Annotated in this window: 16 protein-coding genes and 1 pseudogene; 3 read left to right on the top strand and 14 right to left on the bottom strand. The window is 59.7% G+C overall.

Features of this window, described 5'->3' with window-relative positions; translation table 11 throughout:
- Positions 1–507: 507 nt before the first annotated feature.
- Positions 508–1,146, top strand: a complete 639-nt coding sequence (locus NKJ91_RS26745) for a hypothetical protein (protein WP_352457916.1) — start codon at positions 508–510, stop codon at positions 1,144–1,146.
- A gap of 21 nt (positions 1,147–1,167) precedes the next feature.
- Here the strand turns inward: NKJ91_RS26745 and NKJ91_RS26740 are convergent, their stop codons facing one another.
- The 10 genes and pseudogenes from NKJ91_RS26740 to NKJ91_RS26695 all read right to left on the bottom strand — a co-directional run.
- Complete coding sequence (locus NKJ91_RS26740) at positions 1,168–2,829, bottom strand: DNA polymerase/3'-5' exonuclease PolX (RefSeq protein WP_352457943.1); 1,662 nt, start codon at positions 2,827–2,829, stop codon at positions 1,168–1,170.
- 107 nt (positions 2,830–2,936) lie between these two features.
- Entirely contained in the window at positions 2,937–4,835 is a 1,899-nt protein-coding gene (gene ligD, locus NKJ91_RS26735) for a DNA ligase D (RefSeq protein WP_352457915.1), read from the bottom strand.
- A 536-nt stretch (positions 4,836–5,371) separates the two neighbouring features.
- On the bottom strand, positions 5,372–5,584 hold the full coding sequence (locus NKJ91_RS26730; protein WP_352457942.1) for a DUF982 domain-containing protein: 213 nt from the start codon (positions 5,582–5,584) through the stop codon (positions 5,372–5,374).
- A 35-nt stretch (positions 5,585–5,619) separates the two neighbouring features.
- Positions 5,620–5,865, bottom strand: coding sequence for a DUF982 domain-containing protein (locus NKJ91_RS26725; protein ID WP_352457914.1), 246 nt, complete (start codon positions 5,863–5,865; stop codon positions 5,620–5,622).
- Positions 5,866–5,873: 8 nt separating this feature from the next.
- Positions 5,874–6,119: a DUF982 domain-containing protein gene (locus NKJ91_RS26720; protein WP_352457913.1), complete on the bottom strand. Its 246-nt coding sequence runs from the start codon at positions 6,117–6,119 to the stop codon at positions 5,874–5,876.
- 230 nt (positions 6,120–6,349) lie between these two features.
- Positions 6,350–6,592: a DUF982 domain-containing protein gene (locus NKJ91_RS26715; protein ID WP_352450353.1), complete on the bottom strand. Its 243-nt coding sequence runs from the start codon at positions 6,590–6,592 to the stop codon at positions 6,350–6,352.
- A gap of 192 nt (positions 6,593–6,784) precedes the next feature.
- Complete coding sequence (locus NKJ91_RS26710) at positions 6,785–7,003, bottom strand: hypothetical protein (RefSeq protein WP_352457912.1); 219 nt, start codon at positions 7,001–7,003, stop codon at positions 6,785–6,787.
- Positions 7,004–7,277: 274 nt separating this feature from the next.
- Positions 7,278–7,505 (bottom strand): hypothetical protein, encoded by a 228-nt coding sequence (locus NKJ91_RS26705; RefSeq protein WP_352457911.1) that lies wholly within the window; start codon positions 7,503–7,505, stop codon positions 7,278–7,280.
- A gap of 503 nt (positions 7,506–8,008) precedes the next feature.
- Entirely contained in the window at positions 8,009–8,368 is a 360-nt protein-coding gene (locus tag NKJ91_RS26700) for a hypothetical protein (protein ID WP_352457910.1), read from the bottom strand.
- A 641-nt stretch (positions 8,369–9,009) separates the two neighbouring features.
- Positions 9,010–9,207, bottom strand: a pseudogene (locus tag NKJ91_RS26695) (transposase); the annotation flags it as partial.
- A gap of 75 nt (positions 9,208–9,282) precedes the next feature.
- Between NKJ91_RS26695 and NKJ91_RS26690 the strand changes: the two are divergent.
- Entirely contained in the window at positions 9,283–9,534 is a 252-nt protein-coding gene (locus NKJ91_RS26690; protein WP_352457909.1) for a DUF6074 family protein, read from the top strand.
- Positions 9,535–9,541: 7 nt separating this feature from the next.
- Here NKJ91_RS26690 and NKJ91_RS26685 read toward each other — a convergent pair whose 3' ends face one another.
- From NKJ91_RS26685 to NKJ91_RS26675, 3 genes are all read right to left on the bottom strand, one after another.
- Positions 9,542–9,823, bottom strand: a complete 282-nt coding sequence (locus NKJ91_RS26685) for a hypothetical protein (protein ID WP_352457908.1) — start codon at positions 9,821–9,823, stop codon at positions 9,542–9,544.
- 352 nt (positions 9,824–10,175) lie between these two features.
- Positions 10,176–13,919, bottom strand: coding sequence for an anti-phage protein Upx-like protein (locus NKJ91_RS26680; protein WP_352457907.1), 3,744 nt, complete (start codon positions 13,917–13,919; stop codon positions 10,176–10,178).
- Positions 13,920–14,210: 291 nt separating this feature from the next.
- Positions 14,211–15,191, bottom strand: a complete 981-nt coding sequence (locus NKJ91_RS26675; protein ID WP_352457906.1) for a DUF4238 domain-containing protein — start codon at positions 15,189–15,191, stop codon at positions 14,211–14,213.
- Between the two features lie 105 nt (positions 15,192–15,296).
- Between NKJ91_RS26675 and NKJ91_RS26670 the strand changes: the two genes are divergently transcribed.
- Complete coding sequence (locus tag NKJ91_RS26670; RefSeq protein WP_352457905.1) at positions 15,297–16,724, top strand: Shedu immune nuclease family protein; 1,428 nt, start codon at positions 15,297–15,299, stop codon at positions 16,722–16,724.
- Between the two features lie 106 nt (positions 16,725–16,830).
- Here the strand turns inward: NKJ91_RS26670 and NKJ91_RS26665 are convergent, their stop codons facing one another.
- Complete coding sequence (locus NKJ91_RS26665) at positions 16,831–18,030, bottom strand: hypothetical protein (protein WP_352457904.1); 1,200 nt, start codon at positions 18,028–18,030, stop codon at positions 16,831–16,833.
- Positions 18,031–18,143: the final 113 nt, after the last annotated feature.

The following is an 18,143-nucleotide window of genomic DNA, read 5'->3' as shown; positions in this document are numbered from 1 at the left end:
CCACGCGATGCCAAGTGGCATGGGTGCGAGGATGACCGTGCAGCATCAGGAAGCGGTGGCCCCTTCCACCAACCCGCACTCTGAGCGTCGCTTCCGGAAGTTTGATCTGCTCCAGCGAGAAACCTTCAAAACATGCAACTCCCTCCATTCGCAACATTTGCCAAACGTGTAAACGGAGAGGCAGTTCAATGTCGGCTTCCGCGGGATCTGAACTTGCCTTGTATTCCGCGAAGAGGTCGTGAGCCGAACGGCGGCTTTAACTGGTCCCTCGGCAATAACCGGACGGACAGCAAACGGCCCCCAAAAAGCCGCCAGGCGGCGACGCGCCTGATATCGCACTTCGAGATCAACTCTGCCGTTTCCTGTTAGCCGAAGTTGCAAACGGCCCCGCTCACAATCGTGGTTGCGCCTTTGGGCATCGTGGTTCAGACCGCTGGCGGATTAGAACTCTGTTGGCTTTGCGATCGGCTCATCGCTGCCGACTATCGGGGACCTATATAAAGGGGCATGTCCACGCGCCGTAAAATCAATGCAACAGCGAAGCTGATTGGAGAGTGGCCTTTAACCCCGGCTGCAACGGTTGGATCGTCCGTCAGAGCGAGGGGTATTTTTCTCGAAATACGCGCCCGCCTTCCAACGGACTTCAGGAAACTGCTCCATATCGAGTCCCGCGTGCTTACCCTGCGCGTGTCTCAGGGCGCCGAGAATGATGTGCAGGTGGTATTCGGGATCGTATCCAAAGCACTGCAGAATATCGAAGACCTGCCCGTAATCCCCCGTGAAATCGAGGACATTCTGACGATCTCGACGGCCGAACGGCACCGCTGGCTGAAAGATGGTCGCTTGCAGAGCGCCGGGACGAAAACGGTGAAACTCCGCGGGCGGGCAAGGAACATCACCTTTCACGTGTTCGACCCGCAGCACGTGGAGGATGTGCTTGACCGCGACCTGGTAACGGTCTGGCGCGAACAGGACGCAGCGACAGCTGCAGAGAATAGGCGGCGAGCCGCGGGGAAGGCCGCTATGAAACGTGCTCAAAGAAGCGGTCGCGAAACTGCAGCTTCAGGTGGCTATGGCCACGATGAGAACTCGCACTCCAGTTTGCGCGGCTGGGAAGATTTTGAGAAGGACGGACTCCTGCACTGATAGGCCGGGCGCACAAGCAGGTTAGGCCGTTTGGCTGCGCCGTGCGAGATGCGCAAGGAGAGCCGTCAAACGCATCGCGTTCAGGACCCGCTTCGCAGGAACACCGCCCTTGCGCGCCATCTCGACACCCCAATGCATGTGGTCGAGCTCGCGGATCGAATGAGCGTCCGGATTGATGCTGAAGATGCAGCCCTGATCGAGTGCCTTTTGATGCCAGCGCCAATCGAGGTCGAGTCGCCAAGGATGTGCGTTGATTTCGACAGCGACGCCGTGTTTCGCACACGCTTTGAGGACTTTGTCGACGTCGAGATCATAACCGGGCCGGCGCAACAGCTGGCGACCGGTCATGTGCCCGATGATTGTCGTCCGAGGATTTCCGATCGCCTCAATGATACGCTCCGTCTGTTCCTTCTTGGGCAACTTGAAGCGGCTGTGCACGCTCGCGACGACGAAATCGAACGTCTCCAAGATATCATTCGGGTAATCGAGCGAGCCATCCGCCAGGATGTCCGCCTCGATGCCCTTCAGTATGCGAAATTTTCCATTGTATGCCTTGTTCAGCCGGTCAGCTTCGCGGTGCTGTTCAGCAATCTCCTGCAACGAAAGCCCGCCTGCGTAGTGAGCGGACTGCGAATGATCGGCGACACCATAGTAGTCGAAACCGCGCTTGCGCGTGGCTTCAGCCATTGCCTCAAGCGTTTCGGTGCCATCGGATGCGGTCGTGTGAGAATGCAGGATGCCATGCAGATCTTCATCCCGAATGAGGGCGGGTAGCTTCTGCTTTGCCGCTCGCTCAATCTCGTCGCTGCCTTCGCGCAATTCAGGCTCGATAAACTGCAAGTCTAGAGCTTGGTAGATTTCTTCTTCTGTCGCTGACGCGATCAGCTTTCTCCCGCGATGAAGCCCGTCGGCGTCTAGGGTGAACCCCTTGTCGGCCGCGAACGTCTTCAGTTGCTCAAGGTGGTCTGCCGAACCGGTTGCCTCGAGCAGGCTCGCGCCAAAGTGCTTCCTGTCCGTGACAACAAGCCTGAGGGCCATATCCTCGATTCCAGTCGACTTTCTGGCCTGCGCTACCAGGGCGAAGTCGGAAACGAGCTCGCAACCGCGTCGGAAGTCACCTGCAATTTCCACGCGCGAAAACTCTGGATGCTGTTGCTTTACCGATTTGACCGCATGTTCGAGAAGAGCGGCGGCCTTGTGCAGGTGAAGTTGCGTTTCGCCGCTTCGCACGATGGCCAGGTTCTGCAGGAGCTTTGTCTGAAGCGCGGCGCCGAGGCCCTTGACTGGACGTATCCGGTCTTCTTTTGCTGCGGCCTCGAGCTCCGCCAGCGAGTTCACGCCGAGCGCCTGATGAAGCTTCAGTATCTTATCGGGACGAAGGCCGGGTATGGCAAACAGCTCCATCACGCCCGCTGGAACATCCTCGCGTAGCTTCTCAAGGCTTGGGTGCGTGCCGGTTTGGTAAAGCTTGGTCACGATGTCGGCGATCGCGTCACCGATCCCCGGGATCTTGGTGAGGGCGCCGGCGGCGATGATCCGATCAAGCGGCTGCGACAGCGCCGTCAGACTGTCTGCCGCGCGCAAGTATGCCTTTATGCGATAGGGATTGTCGCCGCGCATGGACGCCCGTTGCGCGTATTCCCTCAAAAGACTGGCGGCGGTCCTCGGATCGATTTTTGCCATGGCTTCAGCCAAACGAGGCCGATCTCCGCAGGTTCCAATCAGGCAAGGCCATGAGCGCCGCGTTGCCCTTTGAATCCCGGCTTTACTGCCTCTTCCCGCGTCGGACGCTACAGATTGGGCAAGGATTGGTCAGCGCGACCCCATCCAGCCAGAGTTTTGGAGACTGCGCGTTTCTTTAATTCAGGAGCATCGCCCACGTGGAAATGAGAGGGCGCGTCTATTGTCTTCATCTCCGCCCACGTGATCGGTGCCGCGACAGGAGCGCCCGGACGTGATCTCGCGCTGTAAGGCATGATCGCGGTCGCCCCGCGCTGATTGCGTAGATAGTCCACAAAGATGCGACCCTTGCGGCGCGCCTTTGACAACACGGCCGTGAAATGGGCCGGATCGCTCCGGGCGACCGCCTGCGCCAGGCGAGACGCGAAGTCCTTAACCTGTGGCCACTCGGCGCCAGGGGTGAGCGGCGCGATGACGTGCACTCCTTTGCCTCCCGTCAGCATCGGGAAAGTCGTAAGTCCCAGCGATTTAAAGATAGCGCGGAACTGAAAGGCAGCGGCGCGGACGGCCTCAAAATCGAGGCCTTCATCGGGGTCGAGGTCGAACACGAGGCGGTCGGCCTTTTCGACATCCTCGATCCGAGCCCCCCATCCATGCAGCTCGATCGTTCCCATCTGGACGCAAGTCATCAGTCCGTCGGCATCGTCGACATAGAGATATGGTTCCTCGTGCCCGTCTTTCTCTGTGATGCCGACGTGGTGGACTTTGTCGCCAAAGCTGCCGGCGTCGTGTTTCTGGAAGAAGCACTTCTTCGCGCGGCCCTGTGGGCATCGAACCAGACTGATCGGCCGGCTGCCAACCCAAGGAAGCATGATCGCCGCGACCGCTGCGTAATGGTCGGCGAGCTGTCCCTTGGTGATGTTGGACTCCGGATAGATGACGCGGTCACGGTTACTTATGGCGTTGGTGGTTGTCCCAGACGCGGCGAGATCGGCTGCATGACGTTCCGTCTCGAGCACGACCGCCTCCGGCTTCTTGTCTTCACGGAGACCAAGATAGCTCGGATGTCGTAACGTCCCTTCATTTGTCATTTCGGTGAAGGCAATCTCAGCGACCAGTTTCGGACGGAGCCAGTGTGCGCCGCGCACTTCGGCGCGTGGTGCGTCGACGGTGGCGGCCTTCTGCTCGAGAGGCGCCATGATCTTCAAGAGACGAAGAAGTTCAGCGGTATCGAAGCCGGTGCCGACTTTCCCGGCGTAACGCAGCTTGCCGCCGTCATGAACGCCAAGGATCAAGGACCGAAACGCGCGGACCTTGTCGGACGGCGTCCAGCCGACAATCACAAATTCCTGCCGCCTGATGCATTTGATCTTCAGCCAGCTTGCGCCGCGGCCCGCCACATAATTCGAATCCGCGAGCTTTGAGATGACGCCCTCAAGGCCGGCAGCGCAGAAGCGATCAAGCAGCTCTTCTCCGCGGCCGAGGATATGGTCGGAGTAACGAAGGACCGGATTTTTCGCAGGCAAGATCGCCTCCAGCTTCGCCTTGCGCTCAACAAGAGGAAGCCTTGTCAGATCTTCGCCGTCGAGCTGCAGCAGATCGAACGCATAAAAGTCGATAGTCGCCGGGGCACCCTTCAATGCATTCTGAAGCGCCTGGAAGTTAGATCTTCCTTCCGCATCGACAACCACGGCCTCGCCGTCAATCAGGGCGGAGCGCACCTTGAGGTTGCGAGCCTCGGAGAGGACCGAGGGAAAACGGCTAGACCAGTCCAGACCAGATCGTGTGTAGGCTCGCGCCTCGCCACCGCCGACGGCAACGAGAATACGATAGCCGTCGTATTTCATTTCATGGATCCAACGATCGCCGGCAGGGACCGTGTCCACGAGCGTTGCGAGTTGGACCGGCCGGAAAGCGGGCGTCGCTAAAGTGACCTCGTCACGAGCGGGCGACTTCGCTTGACTAGCGCTCGACGCATTGATTGCCTTATGCGATGTTGGCTTGACCACTCTGACTTAAACCATGCTCAGAGACGAAACAGCGTTATCCGCCGTCCAACGCGCGACTACTTCTTTAGTTTCGCTGTCGGCCGAGTTGAGCTTTCGCGATCATTGCCGACCCGCTTGATTATCGCCTCGGCCTGAGGCCGTGCTTCCTGCCTCCGGCCCTTCCATTCCCGATTTTCGCGCACAGCTCACAGGCAATAATCAAGAGCAGGAACGTGCCCTCAAATGCCGCCACAGCGTATCCGGTTTCTGGCATCGGCTTTAGAAGCCTGACATTCCGGTTCCGGTCCCCTGTGGGTACGGTTTGATCTTCTCGTCGAACCCCATGTTACGATTGATGATTACTCGACGTGCCCCATTGAGGCCAAGTACCTCGCCCAGAGCAGCTCCGATGCCAGTTTCAAGAAGTGCAAAATGCCCATGAATGCGCCGACCAGAGTGAATGCTCTCGTATCCGGGTCTATTTCGAGCAGCGCGGACTTGGTCAGCATTAGACAGCCTAACGGGTCCTTCCCAACATAGCCATGGGCACCGGCCTGCTACTCACGCAGCACCCTCTCCTCCTTGGCAGCAGCCTCGAAAGCCTGACGGACCTCTTCCGGAGTCACACGGTCCTGAAGGGCGTCGGCGCACAGTTGCACAGCCTTCCTCCACTTAGGTCCCATCTTGGTCCACTTCATGAGTTCCTCGGCGGCACCCTCGACATTGTTGCACCCGTAGGTGACCCCAGGTCGGTCAGTCTTGACGTACACCGGAGAGGAGAACCAATGGGTTGCCACAACACCTCCTACTCAGGGGAGAGATACATCTTGGCTTCCTTGGCGGCAGCCTCAAAGGCCTTTCGGACGACCTGAGGGTCAATCGGATCGCCCTCCAGATCTGACAGGCAGAGGGTCGCCGCCTTGTGCCAGCGAGGCCCTCGCCGGGTCCACGTCTTGAGCTGCTCAAGGGCTACCCTCGCATTGTTGCAGCCATGCCTGACGCCGGTTTCAGTCTTCACGAACACCGGAGGGACGAACCAATGGGTTGCCATGATACCTCCTACTCAGGGGAGAGATACATGTTGGCCTCCTTGGCAGCCGCCTCAAAGGCTTCACGGACCTCTTGGGGGGAGGCTCTGCCCTCGAACGCATCGACGCAGGATTGGACCGCCTTGGTCCACTTCGGGCCGTTTGTGTCCCACCCCATGAGTTCCTCGGCGGCTCCCTCGACGTGGCTGACCCCATTGCGAATGCCCGGACGTTTCGTCTTCACGTAGACCGGTGGAGAGAACCAGAGAGGACCCATAAGGGGGAACTTAGAGCGGCAAGAGCCCGCCGACCAACCCCGCTTTAGCCGCAGCTAAGGGAACGATGTAGGCCCTCGCGGGTTTAGAGGTGGCAGCGGGATTCTTCGTGGATGTGCAGCCGCTGTGGGGGGTCCGTCGCCTCTCCCTCACCGGCGGCGGGCTCCTTTCGCGAAGGCGGTGTTGGTAATAGACACCTAGAACCTTATACCGCATCCAATTTAGCTAGTTCTCATTGGGGGAGTAATGTCCCCTCCTCTTTTGCAGCAGCCAGGAATGCCTTGCGGGCCTCCTCAGGTTCCATCTCGTCGAAAATCACAGCCATGCAAACGCGCACCGCGAGGTCCCAGCAAGGGCCACGCTTGGTCCACTTCATCAGCTCCTCGCCGGCTGTCTCGGCGTTGTTGACATTGTGGATGATCCCGGGACGCTCGGTCTTGACCGGGACCGGAGGGTTGAACCAGTGGAGAGCCATACGTCACTCTTTGTCGGCCCGATCAAGTTTCTCCAGCAAATACCTTTGCTCAGCCGGGAGCTTCCCTTCTACAGTTCTACAGGCAGATTTAGCAGCTTGCGACGGTAATTGCGGATTACCTCTGACTATTGAAAATGACGCAGGACGGCGCGCTTCCGTTGCGATGCCACAGTGACTGAAGTTGGCTGACAGCTACTCCTGGGCGTCGAAAGCCACGCAGAGGCCCATGGCAGTTGCTGCCTCGACGATTGCCTCGGTTAGTTCTTCGTCGGAGGCCACCAAATAAGGCGCAGCCTCCCGCGCTTCGCGTAGTGCCGCTTTGATCGAGACCGTATCGCGACGGTCCGCCCTGTTGAGGAGTACAGTGATTGCTTGCTCTAGAAGCGGACCGACCCTTTGCGCGACGCTCATCCAGCCCTCCCCAGGGACACGCCGAAGGGGAATCTACTCACTTCCTGACGGACATCAACGCCATGTACGAATCGTACAAATTGGCACGGTGCTAGGCCGCGACAGTCAGGAATGTTTGTAGAATTTCTGTGGTGGGAATCGGACACCAGCTCGCGAAGACCCTCATGCTCCTCCTCGATCCTATTGACGCGCCTCGAGCCGCCTTTCTCCCACAATCCCAGGTCGGTCTGTCCTGACGTACACCGCAGGCGAGAACCAATGGGTTGCCATGAGGTTATTCGCGAAGATCGAACCCGACGAACAGGCCAAAGGCTGGGGCAACATTGACAATAAACTCCACCAGCTCGCAGTCAGTTTCCGCCAGATGTGGCCCGTCTCGGCGCACCGCTGCGATAGTCTCTTTGACGGAGATGATTTGGCCGCGACGGGCTTGTAGGATCAGCTCGTGAACAAGGTGTTTGGCAGTCACTTTGTCGGGTCGGCAGTTCGTCCAAACGTTCATACAAGGCCTCCCACCTCAGCGAGAACCCAAGGGGACATTCATGATCCTCTGTCGGGAAAAATCAAGAAGAAATGTTTGCCGGAATTTCTGAGCGGGAACCAGAGAAACAAGTACGGAGCGAGCCTCTGTACTCTTCCGCTTTGGCGCTCAGCCAGCCGGCTAGGGACCTTCTTCCGTCGGCCCCTGTTTGGCCCCATCAATAGCCGCAAGTAATGACTGTAGGGTTGGCGGCAGGTCTGGTTCGATCTCCAGATTTAAGAACGTTTGTACGTGATGACGATAGCCTTCGGAACGGATCAGTTTCCGAAACGCTTCGGAGACAGACTGATGGTCTGCTTTGTTGCCCGTTGTCATATTCGGGAAGTCCGTCCCAATGAGCCGCAACTCGCCCGCAACGAATGGGTTCCATCAGGAGGTCGGAATATTTGGTAGAAATTTCTGAGCGGGAGATCGGATAACTGGCTCGCGCGAAGACCCCCCTGCCCCCTTCGTTTGCCGCAGCATTAATCCTCGCTCTTTGAACTGAAGATTCGTGTCGATCTAGCGTCGGTGTTGCACATCGTGAATGTTGGAATGCTTCTGTCCGATGTTTGCTCACGCTGTGATGTAGGGCAGGCTCTTGCGGGACGGTGCCGCAAGGCCGCGAAAATGAAACGCCGGCCCAGTTCAACCCGCGCGACGTCGTTCAAAGCTGGGGGATCGATCTCCATCAAGCGGTCTGCGGCCTCGACCGCAGTTCGTATCCTGCTGCACAGCGCGAGATTTTCGGCCAGCATTTCTTCAGTGCGTTGAAGCGCGAGCTCGGTCTGGTGGATGCGCTGCCTGGCATTGGCAACTTCCGATGTCAAAAGATCGGCCGCCATCCCGTGGCCGTGGGGTTCCATAGTGTCCATGGGTTTCTAATACATGGGGGGCGATATCGTTCCCTGATGTCGGGCGAAACGGCGGGCCGCAGAAAAGCGCGATGGGCCGAATGACCAATGCGCGCCGTGTCAAAACAGCGCCGGCAACAGGCGAACGGCTTCGGCCGCTCTAGATCCCACGGGCAGAGGCGATCACGGTCCAGAGGGCCATTGATCTGTTCAGGTACGACTACAACGTAAGCGAAGACACACTCAGGCGGCTGGTGATCAAGCACCGTCTTCACAACCAGACAATGCCCGGTGCTCCGTGGAGAATAAGCGCTCCCGGTTTGGCTATGGCGCTCGCCGGCGATGATGACGCGCTTGCGCGGTTGAGGCGGGACGATCGCGAGCATCCGGACGTAACCCGGTATTTCAAGCGGCTCGGCATCCCGCGACCCTGACCTGTTATCAATGATGGTCGCGGCGACTGTCTAAAATAGACATTAAGTAGATGTCGCGGCCCGACAGGGCTCCACACAAGAGCGAACCGTTGCTGCCTTGCGCATCGCCCTCTAGGCCGCCGGCGTCGAGTTCATCCCGGAGAACGGCAGCCGCGCCGGCGTGAGGCTCCGCAAACCTTAGGCCGTAGACTCGTTACTGCGCAGCCACACACCTGCTTTTCGCCATCGGACGAAGCGGTTGCAACAGGTGGTGCGCGGGCCATAGCGTTGAGGCAGGTCGCGCCATGGAGCACCGGAGCGCAGCACCCAGAAGATGCCGTTCAGCACGCGCCGATCATCAACACGTGGCACACCTCTTGGCTTGTTGGGTAGACGCTTTATTCCATTGCTGACCATTGTCCAAAAGCGCTGTTAACCAAATTTTCTCACCCGCCAATGCTTATTCGCGCGACTGAAGGGGTGAGGTGATCGATGTGTGATTCAAACATAAGCGCGTTTCCGCTGCATCGGCGGCGGAAGTTGGTCGAAGGGATCGCCCGGGTCCTGGAATCCAAGAACGGGAAGGACGCGAACGCCTTCTGGCGCAACACCGCCAAGGCAATTCTCGTTCAACTGTCCGAATCAGGAATTGCACCCGGGGTCGCCGAACAGGAAGTTGGAACGCTTCTTCATGCTGTCTTGGGCGATATCGCCACCCGCAGTGCTGCGAAACTTGCACAATAGCATCGGCTCACGATGAAGGATTGCCGCATAGAGACGCCCCGGGCTCCACAAGCGTAGCACCACTGCATCCGTCAAACGCAGGTTTCTCACTGCGGATGAAAAGATAGGCGCGTTCGTCGAAATCATGCGCGCGAATGTGCTCTCGGGCGAGATACGGCTCCGCCTCGCCTGTCCGGCAGTCATCGACCAAATCGAGGTAGGCGATGCGGAAACCCGCATTCACGGAAGGCCGACGGACCTTTTCCACGAGCTGAACCCGCAAAACCAATGAGCCGCCGTTGAGTTCCACACTGCCTTTTTATGCGACTTTCGAAGCACAAAAGGCGAACATGTAGTGGCGGCCTATGTGTTTTCGACTTAGCCAGCACTGGCTCACTTAGGCTATTGGCCAGCTTGTGAATGACCGGAAGGGGGCCGTCTGCTGACTGTCCGGTTCTGGCAAAGCTCGGCGCTAAGGTGCCATTCTAACTCTGTATCATTGGGCGAAGTTCGCGTGGTAAGTTTTCGAGCCCTTGCGGCCAATCTTCTTGCCGAGGATGGCCGCATGTTGACCCAAAGGGGTCAGGAACCCCATACCCGTGGTGCGGCGGAGTAGGCGCTTCCATCCACTGAGACATTGTCTCGCCTCGGCTGCCGTCGCCTCACGACGAACCAAACTGCTTGGCGAGGTCGCGGAAAGTGCACGTTCGGTCCACCAAGGTCGACATCGTCTTGGTGAACTGCATGGGTACGATCCCGTCGGTCACAAGTGCGGCTTTCAACTTGATGTCTGCGACAGGTATTTTGGTTATCGCCGCTACGGCCGAACGGTTGGCTCTGAGGAAGTTGACACGATCGAGGTGCTTCTGGATCGGAGTGCGTTTCTTGTGGCGGTTGCCCTTGGTCGTGTAGTCGAGGAGGCGCTCACCAATCTCACCGATTGTCCGATCGAGAAGCAGCCTTTTGCATTCGATGGCCCAGACTGCCCCGGTGTTTTTGTCCCAGGCCAGCACGTCGACGTCGCCCAGTTCCTTCTTACCACCAAACAGCGTCATCAGTTGGTCGGGTTCTGCATTAAGACCAACTTCCTGCAGCTTCGTCGCGACGGAATGGTTGAAGGCATGGCCAAGCTCGTTGACGATCTTGCCGAGCCAGCGATCAACCTCCTTGGTGTCGAACATCTCCGCACCCAGCCGCCCGTCGACAAGACTGAAAAGGCGAAAGATGACCTTGGAGACAAGCGCAGAGGCTACAAGAACTTCCGGGTCGTCGGCCTCGTCGATTTGGATGAGCGGACGCCGCGTTAGCGACAGCTTTCGGTTCATTCGCCAAGGCTGCCAGTCTCGCGCCAACGCGCCTTTCGGATTTCGTTCACCCCACTCCGCTCGTGGCACCAGCGTGAGAGCGGCAAACGCCCGCTCTGCGTCAACGGCGCCATCCATCTTGCGGAAGAATTCGAGTAACTCGCTCTTGCGCATGCAGAAACAGGCTTGTCCTGCGTCAATCGCCGTTTCGGCGAGGCCATGCGAGATTGCAACGAGATGTTCAAGATCCATCCCGAACTCGGCCCTCACCGCAATCTTTAGGTCCGCATCGATCACGGGCGCCGGTGGCAGAGGTGCGCCGGGAGCGGGAATCTCGAATGACATTGCGTATGAGTCAGCGGCCTCGTGGAAGGCGATGTCGCCCTGGGCAAACATGTAGGGCACCAGGGTGATTTCCCCAAAGCCCCTGTCGAACTGGAAGTCACCGTTCGGCGCAACGCCGAGTGGGCTAGTGGCAAGCCCATAGAAATGGGCATCACATTGACCCGCACAGTCCAACATCGCCGCGACCTCGCCGATCAGGTCATCGAGATCGATGTCGGTGCACGAACGGCCGCCCATCGTCGGTGAGGTGCAGATCGCCATCTCGGCCAGTGCACGGCTCGCAACGCCGGCAGCCGATCTTCTGAGTTCGGCCGTGTTGCTCGCGTCCAGTACATCCGTCTGGTCGTGATGGAGTGCCCTTAAGGCGGCGGCGGTCTGCTGCCATTCCCGGCGATCCCTGTCGATCGCCTCGTGGTTCAACATCGCCCTGAGGACGATCGAACGCCGGTCTAGTTTCTCCAGCCTGTCCTTGATCCGCTCCCAGACCATCTCCACCGCCGTCCGAAGCAGTGGTCCGACGTCGTTCGAAAGAACCTTCCCTGCCGCCTTCGCTCCAGCGTCGAACGCCAGTCCGAGATGAGCCCAACCACGGTTCTCGTCACAGACGAAACGAGGTGGCGGCAAGTCCAGATACGATCTGACGATATCCGTTGCATCTCTCGCCGGAATCGCATGCGCGAAACGGGCATCGGCCGAACGGGTCACCTCCGTGGCGAGGCTGTCCGCCCACCCCGCGTCTTGCGGTGTCCCGGCTAGTTCCGAGCCCGCGAGCGCCATGGAGGCGAGCAGCTGCCTCTCCGCAATATTTGTAGCGTCCATATAGCCGCGCAGTGAAGCGACGCCAGACCGAATGGCAATCACGCCATTGACCAGCTCGAACTGTGGGCGCTCTGGCGGAGTTGCATCCATCATCGCCTCGTCCGTCAACTGATCTATTTCAGGAAATTCTAGCCGGAAATGGATGGGCCGTTCAGGCAGGCCGGGCAGGAGCTCCTCGAGCCTCGGAGCGAGCCGTACGAGCCAGCGCTGCGCCGCGTCCCAGATCCTCGCAGAGAACGCCCTGTATGGTCCATCGACGATAAGCAGCTCGACCCACCAAGCGCGGCTAGGGGTTTCCACTACCGCGAGGAACTCGCCGTTGAGCGCCTCGAGCGGCGCGACGTATAGCGGCAGATTGCTGATCTCCTTGAAGTACGAGCTCGTGGAGCGCCGCTGCACCTCTACGAACCGGCTAACGGTCGGATCGATGACGAGATGGTAGTCCAGTGCGCTGCGGATGCGATGGCGCACCGCCGCCGCATAATCCGTCGCCAACATTGCCAACGCCCCCTTGGATATCTCCGGCTGCACGGGATCGAATCCCTGCGTTTCGAGGTAGCCGTAAAGGTTCACGAAGTCGCCGACGCCATGGATCTCGTATCCCCGCTCATGCAGCCGTTCTTGCTGGGAGAGGATTTTCCACACGCGCTTGGCGTCGAAATCTGCGTCCCAACTCATGCGAAGCGCATCGCCGAGCCCGATGCTGACACGGTGCCATTCTGCAGGGCTTTCATCGAACCCTATGGCGATGCCTCGCCCGACGCCGCCATGGACGATCAACGTCAAGCCCCGGCGATAGTCGGGAGAGGTCGCCAGCTGCTTTTCGAGCTTTGAGACGGCCGAGGCGCCGCGATCCAGGTCCTTGTCGTTCATTCCTTGGAGGCCGGTCGCCATCGCCTCCGAAAGCTCATCGGCAACGAGCACGATCAATGCATGGCCGCCCAGGTCGAACTCCGTCTTGACGACCATCAGCTTCGGTTCGGCCGGAAGAGGCAGAATGGCGAGACCGGACAATCCCATGTTTCCAGCCAGTATCGCCCGCAAGTCCTGCAACTCGGCCCGCCTAAGCTCCGCCTGCAGCTTAGGGAAGGCGCCAGCGGCAGCCGCCCTGTCCAGGATCAGGCGCCGCGCCGCCGCACCTATTGCCGTTGGAAGCATGACCATCCAGCCGTCTTCATGTCTAAGCAGTGGAAACCGTTCGAGCGAGCTATTGGTCAGGGACTCGCTTGCCAAATTGGCCAGGTCATTCGTGTGGCCAACGAAAGGCGCGATATCGCGGGCGATAAGTCCCATCCCAAATATTTCTTGCAGGTTGAAAGTGACAGCCTTCACCCCTGCCTCGACGTTCCTGGGTGCAACTTTGACCGGCGAGCCGGGCTGGGAGTCCGCTACGGTGTAGCGCGCCACTCCGGCCTTCTGCGCCATTGCGTTGCCCAGTCGAAGCAGTGACATCACGGAGTGCATCGCCTCCCCCGCCCAGGCGTCCTCGCGCAACGGCAACAGCGCACCCATGATCCGCGTCAGATGATAGCCATTATCCGGCCATGCTCCTTCGAGGATCGTGGCGCTACCGAACGATGACGGCACTACCGAACTGAACACGTCCTCGACTGGGTCTTCCCCAGCGCCTATGCCGTCCGCAAGAAGAATCTCGTTCACCCACTCCCTAATCTGCAGGAGCGTGGGCTTCGCAGAGCCTTTGCAGTGGAGGACCGCGAGGTGGATGACAGCCTCGATGCGTAAAGTTGCTGCATGGTTTTCTGGCTGGGTAAGAAGTCCCGCCAAGATTTCAACGACATGGCGCTGATTGAATTTCGCCAGCCGAGCGCACAGTTTCGCCTGACGCTTAGCTAGTTCGTCCAACCTAAACATATCGCCCGCTCGCGCAGCGGCGAACAAGGATGACAGTGCGTCCATCATGGGGACATTGGCGACCATGATCTAATCCTTCAACACTCGAACCGCTGAATCGCACCTGTGCGATAAGACGAGGCTCGTGTATTGTTTGCGTTGAGAAGTGATGCGACTCCGCCGTAGCATCGTTAGATCCGTTCGTATCGCAAAGAGCTTTGACGATTCCGACTAAGATTTCTCACCGTTCCTCATGCGAGAGCGCTGGAAGTATCGACTCGCCTGTATCACTTCGTTGCTGTAGCGGTTCAATCTATTAGGACAGAATCATGGCTTCGACATAAAGCGGCTGCGCGAGGTCGAGGAAGGGGGCCCTGTTCAGCGTGCTAGGCCATAAACCGTCGCAGGACGCGCGAACGGAACGATCGCCTGTCGCGCGACGATCATGCTTCCCCCGTTCGGCATGGGCAGCGTGGAAATGACTGCATCGGCGCGGAAATCGCGGTGGCGGCGGACAAAGCGCGTGAGCCATGGCTCATCGCGGCTTGCGAACACGAGATTCTCGGCGCTGCGCACCAGTTCGCGGTTCACCGCCCGGATCCCACTGGGCTTCAGGCGGCGAAACCTCGCGCGAAAGGACGGGAAGGTGAAGTCCGGCTCTCTGCTCCGCTCGCTTAATTGCGGATGGATGCAGATCGCCAAATCCGGAGCGAGCGTGACGGTCTTGCTGACGACGCGGTTGTCGTAAGAGGCCCCAAGCGCGATCGGGAAATCACTGGTGAGGAAGGCGCCGTCGCCGGGATCCGCTCGCATGACGTCCCATAGCGCATTGCCAAACACATGCACTCGCTGCTCGATCTGCGAAATGCCGATCGCCTGTGGGTATTTCCCGTCGATGTTGATGGTAACTGCCCCATCCGCAAGCAGCTCACTCATGCTGCGCTCGCCAAGTTCCTTCGGTGCCGGCGGCATCAGGCCCTGCGCGTCGAGGATTTGCATTCCGGCTTCAGTGGAGGCAGTGATCGGCGCCGAATGCAGCCGCATCGCCGCCGGCGAGCAGGACGCGACATAGGCCACGAATCCGGCGACCACATTGACGTCTTCGGCATCTATGCGCCGCTCCCGCACAGCGGCGAGTGCCCGGTTATAGTTCGGCTCGATCCGCTTCAGGAACGCTTCGATCGCCCGCGGCTCGTTGAGATAGGCGTTGGTGCTTCCATCCTCGATGCGGCATACATCCTCCGACCAGGGATAGAAACGCTTGAGGTCGTCCTTGCGCACCGCGACCAGCCGGCCGCGCGCATCATCGCTGTAGAAGTTGCGAAGATGTACCTGCGAGACATAGTGATCGAGCGCCATAGAGGCTTCATCGCGGATTGATACGCGCAAGACTCGCACACATATGTCCGGCGTCCAATTATGTTCTTGCGAAAAGAGGATTTCGCATCATTGCTGGTGGAGGATATGACAACATTCGGACCACAGTTCGGCGAGGACGACAAAGGAACGCTGTCGATCGAGCGCATCCGTCCGGGGCTGGCCGAGGTCTATTTCCGCCCATCGGACGCTCGCCTCACGGCGGCGGGCAGGCTAGATGATCCCACGGCGCGCCGGCTGCTGCTTCGGTTCGATACCAGCAGCCAGACGACGACCATCTTTCCGATCCATACCATGCCGACCAGCCGGTTCCTGCGACCCAAGCATTCCCCGATCCTTGCGATCGAGCTGTCGGATAACGGGATCTTCGAGGATGTCGATGATTTCGATCAGACGCCCTTCCAGGTCCTCCCGAACACCGTAGAGGATGTCGAACTCTATCTCGCGGAGTGCGTGCCGGCGGGCTTTACCAAGGACTCGAACTACGGGCTTGGGCTGGAACGGCGTCTCGGATTCATCCCGCGCGCCCTCGCTCAGATCGAGGGCGTCAAGACCTTGCGGCTGACCGAACAGCGCGATCTCGATGTCGCGGTGACGGAAGGCGGTTCCACCTTCGAGATGAGCTACAGCCTCTTCGACGCACTTCGCCGCGGCGCGAACCGGCTGGATGTGAAAGCGCAGACGTCGTCGCTGAAGAAGAAACAGCAATCGGCCTATGTGAACCTGCTCACGAAGCTCGATGCAGCCCGCTTCCCACCTAAGCCGATCGACCGCAGCCCCGATGATGTTGCCGACGCGATCGGCGAGGTTGTCATCGATGCGCGACTGTCCGATCGCGACCGCGGCGCGGTCGTAAAACTCGCCCAGGCGAGCGTGCGCAGTTCGCTAAAGACCCAGCGTAGCGCGATCGTGAAACTGCATGAGGAGATCGAGCTGGCCTCGCTCGACGAGTTGATCGCCCAGCTCGAAAGCTACTTGCCAAAATCCCTCAGCGAAGCCAGGTGGCAGGCGCTGTTCGAGGCAAACCCGTTCATCCTCGACATGGCCTTCAGCGTGCCGGTGCTTTTCCTGCAGGGACAGGCGCATGTTGGGGGGAAGAAGCTGGACGGCTCCGGCGACAAGATCACCGATTTCCTGTTCGCCAACCAGCTTACCGACAACATGGCCGTACTCGAGATCAAGACGCCCTCAACCCCGTTGCTGAGCAAGCGCTCGTACCGGGATGCAGTCTATGGGCCGTCTTTCGAGTTGGTAGGGGCCGTCACCCAGGTGCTCGATCAGGTCCAGAGGCTGCAAAGCCAGATCTTCCAGCTGCAGTCCCTCAATTGCGAGCACCGTCTCGAATCCTACGGCATCAAGGCCGTGCTGGTCGTCGGCGTGATTCCGGACGCGCCCGAGCTGAAGCGATCCTTCGAGCTGTTCCGCAGCACCTTATCGGGGGTCGCCGTCATCACCTTCGACGAGCTCCTGGCCAAGCTGCTGTCGCTGCGGGCGCTGCTCCGTTCTCGGCGATGACGTCAATGCTGCAGGGCCGGCGCCGCTCGCCGTCCTGTTCCTCATAGAATCCTGCGAAAGATTCCTGCGCAATGCATTCGGCCGACATTTGATCGAACGGCAGCGCTTACGCCGTGCCCTTCAGGATGAAGCAGCCGACAAGGCGCTTGATCTCCGCATAAGCGAAGAGCTCATCTTCCGGCAGCAGGGGCCGCGCGTGCATCGTCGCAAGGCGGGTGGGGTACAAGCGCTGCAGCGACTCGCGCACCAGCTCGGGGCGGGTGAAATGCGCGTGGAAGATTCCTCGCCAGTTGTCGGTGCGGCAGATTAGCAGCTCATAGTCGGTGAAATCGGCATAGTTGATCAGTGGCCAGTCGCGTCCGGTGCTGTCGCGGCGCTTCTTATCCAGCCACTTGTCATACATGCCGTTCGGCAAGCGGTGGCGCGGCCAGTCGCTGCCATAAAGCAGCGTCATCGCATCATCGATGAATCGGCGGATCTGGGATTCGAAGCGCTGCAGCCAGTCATGGACCTGATTGTTGCGCGCGAACGCCGTTTCGGTCTCCGGATCGGCCGAGACAGGCGCTAGCTCGCCGTACGCGATAACGAGCGCGGGGCGATCATCCTGCAGCCCTGCCGCCTCGAGCCCCTCATCGAACGCCTCGACGGGGAACTCGGTGAGGGCGGGATTGAACCCGCGCTCGAGATACAGCCCGGCGCGAAGGCTGACATCGCTGCCCAGCCCGCTCGGCCAAGTGATCGGATCGCGCCAGTCACCCAGATCGGAGCGCAGGATCGAGGCGACGGACACATCGAAGGTCGGCGTATGGTCAATGAGATGGCCGATGCCTTGCAGCCTGGCGAACCCCATCGTCGAGTTCGCCGTGTCCCGTACATCCAGCCAGGGCTGCTGAATGCCATGAAGGGATGCGAACAGGTCCGGCCCGCTCAGCCCGTAGATCGCCTTGATGTCCTCCTGAAGCGTGCGGCCGATCTGCGACAGCATGTCGAGTTCGGGCCGAAGGAAGCGACCGGAAAGCAATGAATGCGATGGCAGCGCGACCTCATACACCCCGCCTCCCGCAGCGAGCAGTGCGATGTCGCGTGCCGTCGTTCCGAGATTGCGCGCCGCCGCGCTGCTGGGAAGGCCGAGATCCGCGATATGCGCGAGGGCCGTTCGCGAAACTTCGTAGGCCCCGGTCGCCACCGGCAGGTCATGTGGACCCGTTCCTAGCAGTGCCTCACGAGCGCTCCTGGCGGTCGCGCCGATATCGGCCCCGTAGAGCGCAGAATGTGAGGCGCCAAAGACGTCGCGGGCCGCCAGCACATCCTGCGCGTGTCAATGACCGTGGAATCGGGACCCCATATTTTCGCGTAAAAGGGACCCCGGTTTGAGGCTTGTGAGAGGCACGACTTGGAGCGCCCGATCAGGCGGAGCTG

The organism is Mesorhizobium sp. M0040 (assembly GCF_040323505.1).
Taxonomy (GTDB): domain Bacteria; phylum Pseudomonadota; class Alphaproteobacteria; order Rhizobiales; family Rhizobiaceae; genus Mesorhizobium.
This window is presented reverse-complemented; position numbering and strand designations above follow the sequence as displayed.